The sequence below is a fragment of the Psychrobacillus sp. AK 1817 genome (assembly GCF_008807035.1).
Taxonomy (GTDB): Bacteria; Bacillota; Bacilli; order Bacillales_A; family Planococcaceae; genus Psychrobacillus; species Psychrobacillus faecigallinarum.
Window position 1 is genome coordinate 1,427,459 of record NZ_CP031739.1, and the last position, 15,837, is coordinate 1,443,295.

Below are 15,837 nucleotides of genomic sequence, written 5' to 3' on the forward strand. Positions count from 1 at the left end.
AATTACTTTTGTGTAATATTTTGTAGTAATTCTTTTACGATGGTAGTCCAACTAAATTCTCCCATTGCTAGCTGTCTTCCATTTTCTTTCATGGCATTTCTATCATTTACCTGCATTTCCACAAATTCAAACATTTTTTCAGAAATTGAGTCAACATTTTCTGGTTGTGCTACTAAACCTATGTTATTTTGAGTAATGATATTCGCACTTTCTCCTTTTCCACAGTAAAGCACAGGAACTGCTGATGAAGCAGCCGGAAAAATTTTAGAAGGTCGAGCTCCCTCAAATAATTGTATATCACGAAGTGGAACAATACTTACATCACTCACTGAAAATAGTTTAGGCATTTCTTTTAAAGGTAGATGCCCTAAAAATGTTGTATTTTGCAAGCCAAGCTCTTCTTTGAGCTTATGTAGCTTTTCTTCTTCAGGACCCGCTCCTGCAATTAAGAAATGTGCATGAGGAACTGTTTCTTGCATCTGTTTAGCAGCGTATAGAATGTACTCTAAGCCTTGCGCATAACCTAGATTCCCTCCATATGAAAAAACAAATTTTTCATGGAGATTGTATTTTTCTAAGAATTCTACATTTTTTTCCTGTGGATAAAAGAAATTTGTATTTACACCATTCGGTAATACAAATACTTTTTCCTCCGGCTGGGAATGGTTAATAATATATGATTTAATGCCATCTGTGGCAGTTGCAATTTTCCATGAATGCTTATATAGAAACGACTCTAATATCTCAGCTAGCTTGATGAACATTTTGTTTTTCACAAGTCCTAGCTTTACTGCAGATTCAGGCCATACATCAGCTACATTAAAAACAAATTTTGCTCCTTTAAGTTTAGCGCCAATTAGACCTGTTAACCCTAAAAAGATCGGGGGAGAATTGACGATAATCACATCTACCTTCCCTGTTTTCATCAATCCATAGAAGGAGCTAAAGGTGAATGAGAAATAGGAGACTAAACGCTTCCAAAAGGTACCCTTTTTAGAAGGATAAATCCATGTGCGATGAACGGGAATGTCATCCCACATTTCAAATTCATATTTTTTCCCCTTGTACTCATCCGGTATAATCCCATGAGGATGATGTGGGAATGCAGTCACGACTTGAATATCATGTCCTTGAGCAAGTAATTCTTTACTTACCTCATAAACACGGATTTGGGGTGCACCAGTTTCAGGTGGGAAATGTTGACATAAATATACAATACGCATAGCTATCACCGTTAATCTTTCAATTTATTCTTCAAATAAGCAAGTAACGGTTCTCTTAAATCGTCACGCTTTAATGCAAAGTCAAATGTTGCTTGTAAAAATCCAAACTTGTCCCCTACGTCGTAGCGTTTTCCTTCAAACATATAGGAGTAAATTGATTCTTTCTTAACCAAAGAATCAATAGCATCCGTTAACTGGATTTCTCCCTTAGCGTCTGGTGCTACTTTTTCTAATTCCTCAAAAATTCCAGGGGTTAAAATATATCGGCCAACAATAGCTTGGTTAGATGGTGCCTCCTGAGCAGACGGCTTTTCCACTAATCGCTTTACCGAAAACAAACCATTTTCAGCAGCACTGAAATCCACGATTCCATATTTATGTACATCTTCTGTAGGTACTTCATTTACTCCTAAGATACTGCTATGTACTTCCTCATATTTTGAAATCATTTGCTGCAAGGCTGGAACCTCAGCATCGATAATGTCATCCGGAAGTAATACTGCAAATGGCTCGTTACCGATGAATTTTTTCGTACATAATATAGCATGCCCAAGTCCAAGCGGTTCTTTCTGTCTCATATAATGGATATCAACTAGATTAGAGATATTTTCTACCTGCTCTAACAGCTCTAGTTTTCCTGTATTTTTTAGTAAAAGCTCTAATTCAATGGATTTGTCAAAATGATCTTCCATTGATTTTTTGTTTCGTCCAGTGACGATGATAATATCTTCAATTCCTGAAGCAATTGCTTCCTCGATGATATATTGAAGGTTGGGCTTATCAACTATTGGAAGCATTTCCTTAGGCAATGCTTTTGTTGCAGGAAGAAATCTTGTTCCAAAGCCTGCTGCAGGGATAACTGCTTTCTTAATCATATAATCACCTTTTCTTCTTGAGAGCGTAAGAAGTAACCTCTATCGCTCTAAATTATATTTTTCATACAATGTCAGCATATAATTTGCGTTATCTATCCAGCTGTAATGATTCTTAACATGAGCGACACCAGCTTCACCCATTTTCATTCTCATCTCATTATTTCTAGCTAGCTTTTTAAAAGCAGCTGCGAGTTGGTCTGGACTTTCCTTGTCTGTGACAATGCCAGTAACATCCTTAACTACAACCTCGGGTAACCCACCAACATTTGAAACGACGACGGGAACGCCACATGCCATTGCTTCAACTGCTGCAACTCCAAAGCTTTCACTGTCTTCTGTAGAAGGTACAGCAAAGATGGACATCTTGCGAATTATATTCGGAACTTCTGTGTTAGGAACCTTCCCCGTGAAAGTCGTCACATCAGAAATTCCTAAATCAGTTGAGAGTTGTTCATATTCTTTTCTTTGAGGACCATCACCAGTGATAAGCAATTCTGAGTTAGGATATTCTTTATTAAATAAGGCAAAGCCCTTTACTAAGTCTGCAATCCCATACTTGTCCTCTAATGCTTTCACCGTTCCAACAATAATTTTATCTGTAAACTCAGTATCCTCTTGAGCAGGGTGGAATATCCCTAAATCAACTCCAAACGGTGTAACATAAACCGGACGATCTGTATAAAGATTAGTTTCTTTTGCCATAATATGGCTTGTAGAACATATGGCAGTTGCCTTACTTAAAGTAAATCTTACTAGCTTTTCATTTAACTTATTTTTCTTAGGAAAATCAAATATATCTTTACCCCATACAGAAACAAAATGTACTTTATAATCGACTATTGCTCCTAATAAACCATAACTTGAGATGAAATGAGAGTGCAGAATATCTGGATTCCATTCCTTAAGAAGATTCTTTAAAGCAGGTGCTGCGGCAATATAAGAAGCCTTGCCTGGTAAAACCTTTGGCAATATTTCTGTTGGCACCTGTTTTGCATTGTTCTCTGAATAGTGATCCTTAAATGTATAAACTTTCACATCAATACCTTTAGACTGATAAAATAAAGCCCACTTATGAGTATGAATTGACTTACTTGGAGCTAATACTGCTATTTTCATTTTTTACCTCCTAGAAGTGCTTGTGCAGCTTGTTCAGCACGTGTATTCCATGCATGCTGCTGTAAAAAGCTTTGTTGAATATTTTTCTTAAACTGCAAATAGTCTGGTTGTATAGCCTGCATACCTTCTACTAATCCCTCTGCGCTGTCCTCTGTGATAACACCGTAGGGACCCGATTGGATAAAATCCTCCTGAGCGGAGCAATTTGTAGCTACAATTGGCAAGCCTGCAGTTAAATACTCTACTAATTTGATTGGGACAGCAAAATCATTATATGTAGATCTTTTACGTGGGATAAAAGCAAAATCAACCTGCTCATACAATGCTTGAAGCTCTGTTCCACTCACATGCTTTAACTCAATATATGCTTTGTTTAGCTTTTCTTTTTCCTCTTTGCTTAGCTGCGTGTATTCTTCTTCTCGACAGACAATTACCAATTCACCATTAGTCTGCGTTTCATTTAATATTGCATACGCTTCTACTAAAGTTGGCAAACCATAATCCTCACTGTTTATACCACCCACATAGATACCCTTAAATGGTGATTGAATATTTTGATCATTAGTAGTTATATCAGTGAAGCGTCCTCCCGGGGAAGTGCCATTTTAGCTGTATCAATATTAACAAATTTACCCATAGCGTCACTAGGCAAAAATAAAGTGTGCACATACTTTTTATAAAACTTTTCTTCCATCTTATAAATGGTTTTCATAACAGTCTTTTTAATACCCTTTAACTTATAAAGCTCGTCAAACTTCCAATATACATCTCTATAAAAAACACCAATAGGTACATGAAGTCTCTTCAATGTCTTAAACACATCATGATCGATAATCCAATCCTTCGGAATATGTCCAGGATCTGTAAGCCATAAGGGAATCGTCTGATTTTCAGAGTAGCAAAACAATGTTTGCTCTTGTTTTTTCTCGGATATCATCTTGTTCCAAAGCTGTCTTCTTTCGGTACTTGTGCCGGAGATGACAATTACTTCTACGTTATTTTTCTGAGCATAATTTTCAAATGCTTTAATCATTTCAATGGGACGAATTGCAGAACCACTTTTAGGATTAGTAGCAAGAGTAAAAGGATAGTAAATTAAAATATTCTTCATTGTGTTACTCCTTTTTTTCGTACTTTGCTTAATAGGAATTTCCAAATAACATGGAAATACTGCTCCAGTATAAACAAACCTCCTAATACAACGGTCATAATAATCCAAATAGGATTAAAGAAAAAGTCTGCAACTCCCCCTACAAGCGTTCTAGGAATATTAATCGTAAAGTAAACAAATAATGCAATGACAACTGGTGTTTTCGGTAAACGTAAAAAGATAATATATAACACCTGAATGACAGCAGCAATATAAATGATAGCTACAATAACCCCAAGATATCCATATGATGCAAAGGCTTCACCAAGGAAAATAGTGTTAAGTACTCCACCCGTCCCTTTATCTATATTTTCCGGAAACACATTTTCCATTACCATTCGTGCCGAACGCACTTGCTCAATATCAAAAATACCAGCGATAAAAGATGGTAATCCCTTCGCCTCTAATGGGCTCAAGGAATGAGAGAAAGTATCCAGATGTAAAAAGAAAGGAGAAATTTGCGCTAATAATATTCGGCCAATTGGTCCGGAATTATAAGCCAAAAAGCTTTCTAGCTCAGTTACCCCTTGTATAGCTACATACATAACAATCAATAATGCGCTACCTGCTATAATATAACCGCTTATTCTCTTCCAATTTAGCTTGAGCTTTTGAGTATATACACCCGCCAACAATAACATGATTAGATAGAAGAATATTGGAGATTTCGCTAAATCATAAGTAGAAATCAATATACTAGATATAAACAATGTGAAAAAAACTACTTTCCAGTATAGAGCTCTCGACTTAGTCATATATACAAATGCAACAATTGAGAGCACTGGTGTTAATGCAATTCCAAAGATGTTTCGGATATATACATCAATTCCACTAAAGCCTCTGCTAGCATCAATCCGAAGCTTTGCAAGCTCTGATGTGTTCCCCTTTAATAGTTCTAACAACGGAACGTTCGCCGTCTTCAATAAGGTATAAGCGACTGCTAAAACAGAAATAGCGGATAAAGCCCCAAATGCCAATCTAAAAATACGCTTATTTTTATCTACACTTGTACGAACGGGTTCTTGTAGATACTTGTTGAATTCTAGTTCCGCATTAAAGCCTAAAATTCTACCTACAACTAACTGAGTTAGTGGGAATAAAATCATTAATAGGGTCAATAAAATAAAACCTATGATTCGATATTCCTCATGGTCCATTCTTTTGATCATATAGTAATCATCTATTCCTAAAGCTATTAATAATCCGCCAATATAACTGGAGATAAGGAAAGAATAATAATAAACGATAGAAATCATGTTTGGCTTTACAAGAGAAAGGCTTCCAGAAACCTTTTTGAAAAGGTATGTGGAAGCCACCACAGTAAAGAGCCATATGCTAAATATTAACAATGCTCACACCTACTTTATTTACTTGAATATTCCTTTAGTAAAGCTAACACTTTTTCCGATGTTTTACCATCACCAAAAACAGGAGTATAAGAAGGAGTTACTTCTTTTTTAACTGCTTCAACGATTTTGTTTGTATCAGTTCCAGTTAAAATGTTGGCATCCTCAATTAATGTCTCTACCCACTCTGTTTGATCACGAACTGTCACACAAGGAACCTCTGCAAAATAGGCTTCCTTCTGAACGCCACCGGAGTCAGTTACGATTTTCTTTGCATTTGTTTCTAAAGAAAGCATGTCTAGGTATCCAACTGGGTCAATTACTTTTAAATTAGGAATTTCGTTTAATTGGAATCCATAATCCTCTAACTTTTTCTTAGTGCGTGGATGTATTGGCCAAACCTTTTTCTCAGGTATTTGAGTAAACGCATCTAAAATGGCTTTCATACGCTCTACATCATCCGTATTTTCAGCACGATGTATCGTTATTAATAAATAGTCTTTCGGAGTAAGCTCTTCATTTTTTAAAATAGTAGAAGAAGACTGTGCCAATGTTTTATTGTACAGCACTGCATCATACATAACGTCACCAATATTATAAACACCAGCAGTAATATTTTCGTTAGTTAAATTTTGGATAGCAGTGTCTGTCGGACATAGTAACAAAGTCGATACATGATCCGTTAAAATACGGTTAACCTCTTCTGGCATTCTCATGTTAAAGCTGCGTAAACCTGCTTCGATATGCACAATTGGAATATGCAATTTAGCAGCGGCAAGCGCCCCAGCTAAAGTTGAATTAGTGTCGCCATATACTAGCAAGAAATCTGGGTTTTCCTTTAAAATAATTTCCTCAATTTTTGCTAACATTTCACCGGTTTGTTTGCCGTGATTCCCAGAACCAATTCCTAAGTGATAATCTGGCTTTGGAATATTTAACTCCTCGAAGAAAATATCAGACATATTGGCATCATAATGTTGTCCAGTATGTACAATAAGCTCCGTTACCTCTTCACGAATAACGCGTGAAACAGCGGCGGCTTTAATAAACTGAGGTCTTGCTCCTAATATCGTTAGAACTTTCATTTTGTAATCTCCTTCATCATTTGAATCATATCTTTTACGATAAACGAATTTATATTATACGGATGCTCATACTTCTGCCCATTTCGTTTAAATGTCAGAGACTGAACATATTGCTTGTAGGTTGGATAGATTCCATACCATTCCATCGGCTCATCAAAATATTTGCGATATAGATTTTTCTTTCTATATATTTTGCGCAACATAGGGTAGAGAATTCCATATTTATTTTTAAGAGAATTTTCAGGTCCGGGTTTTTGTGGCAATGGATAATATTCTGGATACATTTGATGCAATGTATAATCATATAAATACTTTTTATACTTTAAATTCGCTGGTATTTTACTAAAGAAGTGAATCAAACGGTCATCCCATAATGGAATGGACCATCCTTGTCCAAAATACTCATATACCCGAACAGAATTAATGATAAATTTTGCTTGTCTTTCACGCCAGTTCCATTCGTCTATTAATGAAGTAACTCGTTCATTGGTATAATTCGAATGTGCCTCAATATCTTGATACAACCCTTTTCCAATAGCCGTTTCTGCGTAACTATCTTTCCCAGAAAGCTCCCACAAACGGAAATGTTTGTTCATGATAAAGGTTTGAATTTCACTCTTTTCAAATTGCTTATCTACAATGGATTCATAGGGCAAATGACCGCCAGCTAGATAATCTAATGAATGACCTGGTAAAAATACAGCATCCTGTAAGCCTTCTTGCTCAACAAGTAACTTGGTACTTGGAAAGTCTTGCAAGTGTGCTACTGAAACACCATTGCTAGAATACACTACATAGTCCTTCCATTCCTCAGACTTGTACATATCTTCCCACATCTTTTTGTCGTAGGCAAAATATTTCCACTTTAAACCAAGTTTGTCGGCAATCTGCTTACTTACAGTGGATTCTCCATTTCCTGGCCTACCGTATGTAAAGGCAGTAATATTATCCTTTAAACCACGTTCCACTAAGTTTAATGCTATTAACCGTGAGTCATACCCACCACTTAGCGGAATGACAATTTGACGATCCTTTAATCTATCTGCTAAATCATCAAACAAGTCATTGAAAACTTGCTTAAGCTCTTTTGCGAATACATCAATTGGCTCTGTCTCTTTTGGTAATACATATGAATAATAATAGTGTTGGAATGCTTCTTCTTTTAAAATAAGATAAGAAACTGCAGGAACTTGCTTCCATTCCTCAAATAAGGTCTTGTCTCTAAAAACAAAGCCCGTAATGAGGAATTCTTCCTCTGCCTCCGAATTCATCTTCATTCCTTCGTGAGGCTGTATGAAGTCTTGTACTAGCCAGTTTCCTGAGTCATCCATTGAATAGAACAGCGGAATAGAACGTTTCATATCCGCAACAAGAGTTGTGCACTCATCAGTAGTAAAGATAAGTGCATATTCTCCATTCCACTTAGCAAAGTCCTTGGAAGCTAATATTTCTTCATTAATAATGCTAGCGAAGTTTTCATGGGTGACATATTGATTTTCAAAGTAGAAGTATCCTCTCAAAAAACCTTCATACCCAGCGCCTTTTATAGGATAAAAATCTTTATGCCTAAGGTTAGTTATACATTTTTTCGACATGCCTTATCCCCCATTACTTTCTTTTTACAAAATATTTATCCATGCGAACTAGTAAAACCAAGATGATAAATACTATCCATACTCCTAGGATTAACCAGCTATTTAAATCATTTAATTGAATATATACAATTCCAAGTGTTGCAGCTATTAGCCATAATATTGTCCAAGCCATTTTAAATCCCGAAAAAGGCACATAATATAGTTTCTGACTTTTACGAAATACCATAAACAAGGCTAAACAATATGCTGCTACATAAGAAATAACAGTTCCCCAAATAGTAAGGTACGGCACGAATATAAAGTTCAATACAACGGAAACAACTGCTGCAATACCAAATGCTATAGAAATATGTTTTGTCTGTTTAGAGTAAAATATCCCTGTAGAAACAATCATATAGTAAAAACTTAAAAATGTTGCAATCGATATTGGTGCCACATATTGAAATGCAATTCTAAAATTCTCCGGCATAACCAAAATAATCAGTGGCATAAAGGTCGCTAAAGCTAAAACTCCAAAGCTGCCAATTATTAAAAATGCCGCATATAATGTTGCAAATAATTGAGGGCTATCTTTTTTATCCTTTAAAGACATAGAGAATGGTCTCCAGGCTAGCTGGATCCCACTAGTCAATAATGTGATAAATGTTGCAAACTTAATAGCTGTCCCATATATACCAACATCATCTAACGTACCATATGCGCGTATAAAGAAATTATTGGCATTGGCAATTATCCAAAATGCTAAAGACGCTGGCACTAAAGGAGCTGCGTAAACTAAGATTTTCTTTAAAATTACTTTATCGAACAGTGGTTTTAAATATACTCTAGTAGGCTTTATTAAGACTACTACAATAATTGCGACACTGATTAAACGTGCTACAAGTATTCCTTCTAGAGAAGTCCATACAAACATTAAGAAAAGTATCGAAACAACTGCGATTAATAACATTTTACCTATAGTTGTAAATACCACTCTTTTAGTATGAAACTCGTATCTTAGAATGGTTAAAACAAGTGTAATGATTGTATCTAAACACAACGTACCTAAAGCAATATAGAATAGCTGTGAGTAGCCTGCCGATTCTAATATTATAGCAGCCAGCCAATCTCCACCGATTAAAAATATGGCAAAAAGTAAGATAACCATAGATAAACGGAAAGTCATAACTGAGCGAACGTACTTCTCCCGGGTTTCTTTGTCTTTATATTCAAAATAATAATAGGCAAGAGCAGAATCGGTTCCAAATATCACTAGGAAGGTAAGCATAGATACGGTAGTATCTACCATTTGAAGCACACCAATTAGGGATTCTTTTTCAAGATAATGTGCATACAAAGGAAACAATATAAAAGCGATTAGTTTAGTTCCTACGTTCATAAATGCATAAAGGAGCGAATCCGCTCCTAAACGTTTTAACTGAGAGAACACTTAGAGAAGCTCCTCCTCAGGTACATTTTTCAAGAATTTTGCTGGGAATCCCTTAATTACAGTTTTTTCTTCCGTATCCTTTGTCACAATTGCTCCAGCCGCTACGAATGTTTCTTCAGCTATTGTTATACCAGGTAGAATAATAGATGCTCCGCCCACACGAGCACCACGCTTAACAATTGCACCTTTAATCTTGTCAAATCGTGCCTCTGTTCTACCCATGAAGTTATCATTAGTAGTAGTTACACAAGGCGCAATGAATACATGATCCTCTAAAGTAGAATGTGCAGTAATGTATGAGTTAGATTGAATTTTTGTACGATCTCCGATAGTAACAAAATTTTCAACTGTTACATTGCGACCAATGATTACATAAGAACCAATTTCCACATCTTCACGTACAGTTGCTAAATCAGCGATTAATGTACTTTCTCCAACTTTAGCCCCTCTATAGACAATTGTATTTGCACCAATTGTACATTCCTTACCTAGCTCAAGCGGCGGTATCTCTTTAGTAATTTGCATTGTGCTTGTTTTAGCAGGCTTTGGCTGTTTACCAACTACTGCACCATCATCGATGGTGGTACCATCTCCAATGATGGTACCAGCGTGAATTGTAACACGATTGCCTACGCGAACATTATCGCCAATTTTTGCTCCTTCTTCTATTACAGAAAAATGTCCAACTGTCGTATTTTCGCCTATTTCGGCAGTTTCATGTATAAAATTCATTTATAATCCCGCCCTTAAAGTTTAATGTAACGATTTGGTGTTTCGATTCCTTTAAACGCGTTACGAGTGTCAAAAATAACTTTAGATTTTTGAGCAATGTTCGCATAGTCAAAACCAGTATGATCCGTAGCTAACACAACGATATCTGCTGACTCCAATAATTCGTCAGTTAACTCAACTGTTTCAATTACTTGTCCTGCTACTCTGTATGAAGTTACATGCGGATCGACCGTTTTAAATTCTGCACCTTGTTGCATTAATAACTCAACTAATTTTAGGGATGGAGATTCACGCATATCATCGATATCTTTTTTATAAGCTACGCCCAATAAAAGAACCTTAGCATTACGTAACGCTTTACCATCATCATTTAAAATTTGCATTGCACGAGTAATTACATATTCCGGCATTGAGTTGTTAATTTCACCAGCAAGCTCGATTAGTCTTGTGTGATAGTTATATTCTCTTGCTTTCCAAGTTAAGTAGAATGGATCGATTGGAATACAGTGACCGCCTAGCCCTGGCCCTGGGTAAAATGCCATGAAGCCGTATGGTTTTGTTTTAGCTGCATCAATTACTTCCCATACATCGATACCCATTTTTTCGCAAAGAATTGCCATTTCATTAGCAAGTGCAATATTGATATGACGGAATGTATTTTCAAAAATTTTCTCCATTTCAGCAATAGCTGGACTAGAAACTTTATGTACGTCTCCGTCTAAAACATTGCTGTATAGAGCCGCTGCAACTGTTGTACAGTTATCAGTTATACCACCAACTACTTTTGGAGTGTTTTTAGTATTAAAGCTTTTATTACCTGGATCGATACGTTCTGGGGAATAAGCAATAAAGATGTCTTCTCCAACTACAAACCCTTTCTCTTCAAGCGCTGTTTTAATAATTTCCTCTGTTGTACCAGGGTATGTAGTAGATTCAAGTACAACTAATGTTCCCTTTTTAGCGTATTTAGCAATTTCATGTACTGAGCTTTCTACATAAGAAGTATCAGGCTGTTGATAAATATCTAAAGGTGTTGGTACGCAAATAGCTACAGCATCAACGGAACTAATTGAACCGTAATCAGAAGAAGCTTTTAAATGACCAGACTCTACCATTTGCTTCAAATCAACATCTACTACGTCACCAATGTAGTTAATACCTTCATTTACTTGTTGTACTTTAGATTCCTGTACATCAAAGCCAATAACGTGATAACCAGCTTTAGCTTTTTCTACTGCTAGCGGTAAGCCAACATAACCTAAACCTACAACCCCAATAACAGCGGTATGATTTTCAATTTTCGCCAATAATTCTTCATAATATGTAGACATTATTTTTCTCTCCTTTTATAGGTATTGCTCAATTATTCACTAATCTAAGATAACTCAAAATATCAATAGTAAATTATCACACCATCATATCCTAAGCAATTTATCATTTAATATTCTTCACTTTAATAACGTACAATAGCATCTATAGGATTCACATATCAACCCACTATTTAATAATTGATGCTATTGTCACGTCTTATAATACTGGGTTCTTTATTTAAGCTCTTTTGCTCTTTCTAGCATCTATAATATACTTCCACATAGATAAAGTAAGAATCGCTAATAAAATCCCTAATATGAATCCTGCTATTGCAGCTTCTAATCCATATGTCTTAGTTTTTACAACATAAGTTTCAACAGCAAGGCTTGGCTTTTCATAAGCAATGATGTCATTTCGTACTCTTTGCTCTGTTGCTAATGCATTAGTTAAATCCATTTCTGCTGTAGATAACAATGTTGTGAAATTATTAATCACTGTTAGATTATCTGATTCGTTTAAAATCTCTCTGTATTCCTCAATAGCAGTTTTAAGAGAGGCGATACGTTCTGCTTGTACAGAAGCGTATGTTTCTGTTCCACCAATTACTTTATCATGTTGTTCCATTAAACCTGCGAGTAATTGGTCATTAAATTGCGTTAATTCTTTTGATACTTGTTCTTCATTATCTCCAAAAGTCTCCGTTTTTATGTAACTTCTTGTTGGAACAAAAACTTCAGTCTTACCAGTAAAATGTTCTCCATATTTAGTCATAATATGGTCTGGATTAGTTAAGGCCTCTAGCTTTACTGAGCCCGTAAAGATTGTACTTTTTCCAACATACTTTCCGTCTGATGGCACTAGTAACGATGCTCCGTAACCTATTAAAGCTGCAATGATCGGTATAATAATGAACCAAATCTTTTTCCTCCAGAAAAACTCTAGAGAGTCATATAGACGATACGATTTATTTTCTGACATTTCTCTTCTCCTTTAAATACATTCATATAGGTAGTTAAAGGGAAACGCAAAAACGTCTCCCTTTACTTGTTCAATCATTATTTTCCAGAAAAGAACTCAGCAATTTTTTCTACAACATATTTTTGCTGTTCTTCTTTTAGCTCAGGGAACATTGGTAAAGAAAGAGCCTCATTGGCTGCTTTTTCAGCTTTAGGATAATCCCCATTTTTATACCCTAAGCTTTCAAATACCGGTTGTATATGTAATGGAAGTGGATAGTAAATCATAGTTTCCACACCATTTTCTTTTAAGTAAGCTTGAAGCTCATCTCGACGCTCAGTTAGAATTGTGTACTGATGGAATACATGATGGAAACCTTCTACCTTCACAGGAGTTTTAACATAGTTTCCAACTTTTTCATTCAATAGCTGAGTATAAAAATCCGCATGAGTTCTGCGTAGTTTACTCCAATCTTCTAAATGAGGGAACTTAACGTTCAATACAGCAGCTTGAAGTTCATCAAGTCGGCTGTTGTAACCTAATACACTATGATAGTATTTTGGCTTACTACCGTGTACACGGATTACACGGCACTTTTCAGCGATATCTTCATTATTAGTAACGATCATACCACCGTCACCATATGCCCCAAGGTTTTTCGTTGGGAAGAAACTGTAAGTTGCAGCATCCCCTAACTCTCCAACAGTAAAATCTCCTTGTCGAGCTCCTATTGCTTGTGCGGCATCCTCAATAACAATTAAATTATGCTTGTCCGCTATTTTACGAATACTTACCATATCAGCCATTTGGCCGTATAAATGGACCGGTATAATCGCCTTTGTTTTATCTGTGATATGCTTTTCTATTTCAGCTGGATCTATATTGAAAGAAACAGGGTCAATATCTGCATAAACAGGTGTTGCACCAGCTCTAACGATTGCTCCACCAGTAGCAAAAAAAGTAAATGGAGTTGTAATTACTTCATCTCCAGGTCCTACTCCTGCTGCTTGTAGTGCAATGTGGATTGCATCACTACCATTACCGCAACCAATACCATGCGCCACATGGCTATACTCAGCAATATCTGCTTCTAGTTTTTTTACATTGCTTCCTAGAATAAAGACCGAATTACTCATAACTCCATCTAATGCTTCTAAAACTTCTGTTTTCAGCGATGCATATTGCTCCGATAAATCTAACATTGGTACTTTCATTTTGTTTACACCAACCCTGTATGAATTATTTAATATGTGAAAAGCGTAAACCACTCATAAGTGGCCAAATGAACTTCTAAAGAGTTTTCTAGTGGTTAATTACGCTTATACCCAACAACTTTTTGAAAAACAGAAATAATTGGTCGATATTCCTCATTCACAAGTCCAATTTTCTCTGCAATTATTTCAAATGCAATTAAGATAAATAAAATAATGAAAATCGCCCAGCGTAACGTTAGTGTTTCAAAAGTAATGGCTGATATACTAAATATCAAACCAAAACCATATATTACCAACACGGTATCTCTGTGCGAAAGTCCAAGAGCTAATAATCTATGGTGTAAATGTGATTTATCTGCCATTGAAATAGGCTTCCTGTTAACCAATCGCCGTATTATCGCGAACGAAGTATCAAAAATTGGTACTCCTAAAATCATAATTGGAACTACAAAACTAAAGAGTGTAACACTTTTGTATAGTCCTAAAAGAGACAAAATAGCAATAGCGTACCCTAAAAACATTGAACCCGTATCCCCCATGAAAATTTTCGCAGGGTGGAAATTATGAAATAGAAACCCTAATGTACTTCCAAGTAATATTAAAGAAAGTGTAAGGATTAACATTTTATCTGCAGAAAATGCTAAAAATGCGATACTTGCAAATACAATGGATGAGATTCCAGCTGATAGTCCATCTAATCCATCGATTAAATTTATAGCATTAGTAATTGCTAAAATCCAAAAAAGTGTTACTACATATGAAAAGATACCAAGATCAAATACTCCTAAGAAAGGGATATTTAGAACCTCAATAGTTAGTCCACTACCCATTACTGCACAAGCCGCTAAAATTTGACCTAATAATTTTACTTTGGCGGAGATTTCATGTCTATCATCGATAATACCTAAGACAATAATAATTATAGCCCCAACCATAATTCCAGTAATCTTTGCTTCATACAATCCCGCAACGAAATAACCAACTGTTACTGCTATAAAAATCGCAAGTCCGCCTAAACGAGGCATCACTTTTTGATGAACTTTTCTTTCAGAAGGTTTATCCACAGCCCCTATTTTATGAGCAAGCTTGATTACTAACGGGGTAACTGCGATTGCCGTGGCCATAGATATGATAAAAGCAAGAAGTAATTTTATATCCAAAAATATCATCCTTGTTTTTTTATTTTCATTTATCGCTAGGTTCTACAAAATAGACGAACTAACGACATGAAAGTTTCTTCAATAAATGATTATACTATAAAAATAGCTTTGTAACCAAATTTAATATAAAGAAAGAAAAGACTGACTTTTCGCTTTAGTATGAGCAAAAATCAGTCCTTTCTATTCCAGTAAAAAGTTTTACTTTTTCTCTAGTACTTTATTACGAGAATTCTGGCCAATTAACCTGATAAGTGTCGCCTTCTATCTTTTCAATCGTTCGATACTTAAGTGGAAGAAGTTCTTCCATTTCAGGTTCTTCTAGCAATATCTCTAATGGTAATAGTTTGAAGCTATCATCTTCTTCCATAATCATATAAGCTCCAGCTACTTTCCCATTTTCTTTCAGGTTTATTCTCATAAAGGCAGGAAAGTATAAGTTGTTGCTTGATTGAATAATAGAAGAAACAAGTACTATGTTCTTTCCGTCTTCAACAATGTTTTCTTGTTCAATCTTTTCAAAAACCTTTGCTGCCCAAGCCTGTCTCTTATAGAAACCTATAACCTTCTGGGCATTTCCTTCAGTTTTTTCATTATTTTCATTACTCTTTTCTTCCGAAGCCATGTACTTCCCTCCATAGTTAGCA

General features: G+C 35.7%; 15 protein-coding genes. All 15 read right to left on the bottom strand.

Translation table 11 applies throughout. The annotated features are described in order from the left end of the window. Window positions 1-2: 2 nt before the first annotated feature. Entirely contained in the window at window positions 3-1,223 is a 1,221-nt protein-coding gene (locus D0S48_RS07310) for a glycosyltransferase family 4 protein (protein ID WP_144538234.1), read from the bottom strand. A gap of 11 nt (window positions 1,224-1,234) precedes the next feature. Next, complete coding sequence (gene galU, locus D0S48_RS07315) at window positions 1,235-2,098, bottom strand: UTP--glucose-1-phosphate uridylyltransferase GalU (RefSeq protein WP_151110942.1); 864 nt, start codon at window positions 2,096-2,098, stop codon at window positions 1,235-1,237. A 39-nt stretch (window positions 2,099-2,137) separates the two neighbouring features. Beyond that, window positions 2,138-3,214, bottom strand: a complete 1,077-nt coding sequence (locus D0S48_RS07320; protein ID WP_151110944.1) for a glycosyltransferase — start codon at window positions 3,212-3,214, stop codon at window positions 2,138-2,140. Continuing rightward, window positions 3,211-3,738, bottom strand: coding sequence for a glycosyltransferase (locus tag D0S48_RS20880; protein WP_225321710.1), 528 nt, complete (start codon window positions 3,736-3,738; stop codon window positions 3,211-3,213). Before D0S48_RS20880 ends, D0S48_RS07320 begins: the two co-directional genes overlap by 4 nt. A gap of 44 nt (window positions 3,739-3,782) precedes the next feature. Then, the gene (locus D0S48_RS20885; RefSeq protein ID WP_225321711.1) at window positions 3,783-4,325 is read right to left on the bottom strand and encodes a hypothetical protein; all 543 of its coding nucleotides are present in this window, start codon (window positions 4,323-4,325) and stop codon (window positions 3,783-3,785) included. Beyond that, the gene (locus D0S48_RS07330) at window positions 4,322-5,713 is read right to left on the bottom strand and encodes an oligosaccharide repeat unit polymerase (protein ID WP_144537529.1); all 1,392 of its coding nucleotides are present in this window, start codon (window positions 5,711-5,713) and stop codon (window positions 4,322-4,324) included. The genes D0S48_RS20885 and D0S48_RS07330 overlap by 4 nt, the downstream gene beginning before the upstream one ends. A gap of 14 nt (window positions 5,714-5,727) precedes the next feature. After that, window positions 5,728-6,795 (bottom strand): non-hydrolyzing UDP-N-acetylglucosamine 2-epimerase, encoded by a 1,068-nt coding sequence (gene wecB / locus D0S48_RS07335; RefSeq protein WP_144537527.1) that lies wholly within the window; start codon window positions 6,793-6,795, stop codon window positions 5,728-5,730. Beyond that, complete coding sequence (locus D0S48_RS07340) at window positions 6,792-8,390, bottom strand: asparagine synthase C-terminal domain-containing protein (protein ID WP_151110947.1); 1,599 nt, start codon at window positions 8,388-8,390, stop codon at window positions 6,792-6,794. Before D0S48_RS07340 ends, wecB begins: the two co-directional genes overlap by 4 nt. A 13-nt stretch (window positions 8,391-8,403) precedes the next feature. Beyond that, entirely contained in the window at window positions 8,404-9,819 is a 1,416-nt protein-coding gene (locus D0S48_RS07345) for an oligosaccharide flippase family protein (RefSeq protein WP_151110949.1), read from the bottom strand. Continuing rightward, a complete protein-coding gene (locus D0S48_RS07350) occupies window positions 9,820-10,551 on the bottom strand; it encodes an acyltransferase (RefSeq protein ID WP_144537521.1) in 732 nt (243 codons plus the stop codon). It abuts the gene before it with no gap. Between the two features lie 14 nt (window positions 10,552-10,565). Beyond that, window positions 10,566-11,882: a nucleotide sugar dehydrogenase gene (locus D0S48_RS07355; protein ID WP_144537519.1), complete on the bottom strand. Its 1,317-nt coding sequence runs from the start codon at window positions 11,880-11,882 to the stop codon at window positions 10,566-10,568. Between the two features lie 217 nt (window positions 11,883-12,099). Continuing rightward, complete coding sequence (locus D0S48_RS07360; RefSeq protein WP_151110951.1) at window positions 12,100-12,840, bottom strand: hypothetical protein; 741 nt, start codon at window positions 12,838-12,840, stop codon at window positions 12,100-12,102. A gap of 77 nt (window positions 12,841-12,917) precedes the next feature. After that, window positions 12,918-14,033: a DegT/DnrJ/EryC1/StrS family aminotransferase gene (locus tag D0S48_RS07365; protein ID WP_144537515.1), complete on the bottom strand. Its 1,116-nt coding sequence runs from the start codon at window positions 14,031-14,033 to the stop codon at window positions 12,918-12,920. Window positions 14,034-14,128: 95 nt separating this feature from the next. After that, entirely contained in the window at window positions 14,129-15,193 is a 1,065-nt protein-coding gene (locus D0S48_RS07370) for a glycosyltransferase family 4 protein (protein WP_144537513.1), read from the bottom strand. A 220-nt stretch (window positions 15,194-15,413) separates the two neighbouring features. Then, window positions 15,414-15,815: a hypothetical protein gene (locus tag D0S48_RS07375; protein ID WP_151110953.1), complete on the bottom strand. Its 402-nt coding sequence runs from the start codon at window positions 15,813-15,815 to the stop codon at window positions 15,414-15,416. Between the last annotated feature and the right edge of the window lie 22 nt (window positions 15,816-15,837).

Bases quoted from the DNA above. Each gene is read 5' to 3' on its own strand.
- D0S48_RS07310 (WP_144538234.1), bottom strand. From the start codon at position 1,223: ATGCGTATTGTATATTTATGTCAACATTTCCCACCTGAAACTGGTGCA.
- galU (WP_151110942.1), bottom strand. From the start codon at position 2,098: ATGATTAAGAAAGCAGTTATCCCTGCAGCAGGCTTTGGAACAAGATTT.
- D0S48_RS07320 (WP_151110944.1), bottom strand. From the start codon at position 3,214: ATGAAAATAGCAGTATTAGCTCCAAGTAAGTCAATTCATACTCATAAG.
- D0S48_RS20885 (WP_225321711.1), bottom strand. From the start codon at position 4,325: ATGAAGAATATTTTAATTTACTATCCTTTTACTCTTGCTACTAATCCT.
- wecB (WP_144537527.1), bottom strand. From the start codon at position 6,795: ATGAAAGTTCTAACGATATTAGGAGCAAGACCTCAGTTTATTAAAGCC.
- D0S48_RS07340 (WP_151110947.1), bottom strand. From the start codon at position 8,390: ATGTCGAAAAAATGTATAACTAACCTTAGGCATAAAGATTTTTATCCT.
- D0S48_RS07350 (WP_144537521.1), bottom strand. From the start codon at position 10,551: ATGAATTTTATACATGAAACTGCCGAAATAGGCGAAAATACGACAGTT.
- D0S48_RS07355 (WP_144537519.1), bottom strand. From the start codon at position 11,882: ATGTCTACATATTATGAAGAATTATTGGCGAAAATTGAAAATCATACC.
- D0S48_RS07360 (WP_151110951.1), bottom strand. From the start codon at position 12,840: ATGTCAGAAAATAAATCGTATCGTCTATATGACTCTCTAGAGTTTTTC.
- D0S48_RS07365 (WP_144537515.1), bottom strand. From the start codon at position 14,033: ATGAAAGTACCAATGTTAGATTTATCGGAGCAATATGCATCGCTGAAA.
- D0S48_RS07375 (WP_151110953.1), bottom strand. From the start codon at position 15,815: ATGGCTTCGGAAGAAAAGAGTAATGAAAATAATGAAAAAACTGAAGGA.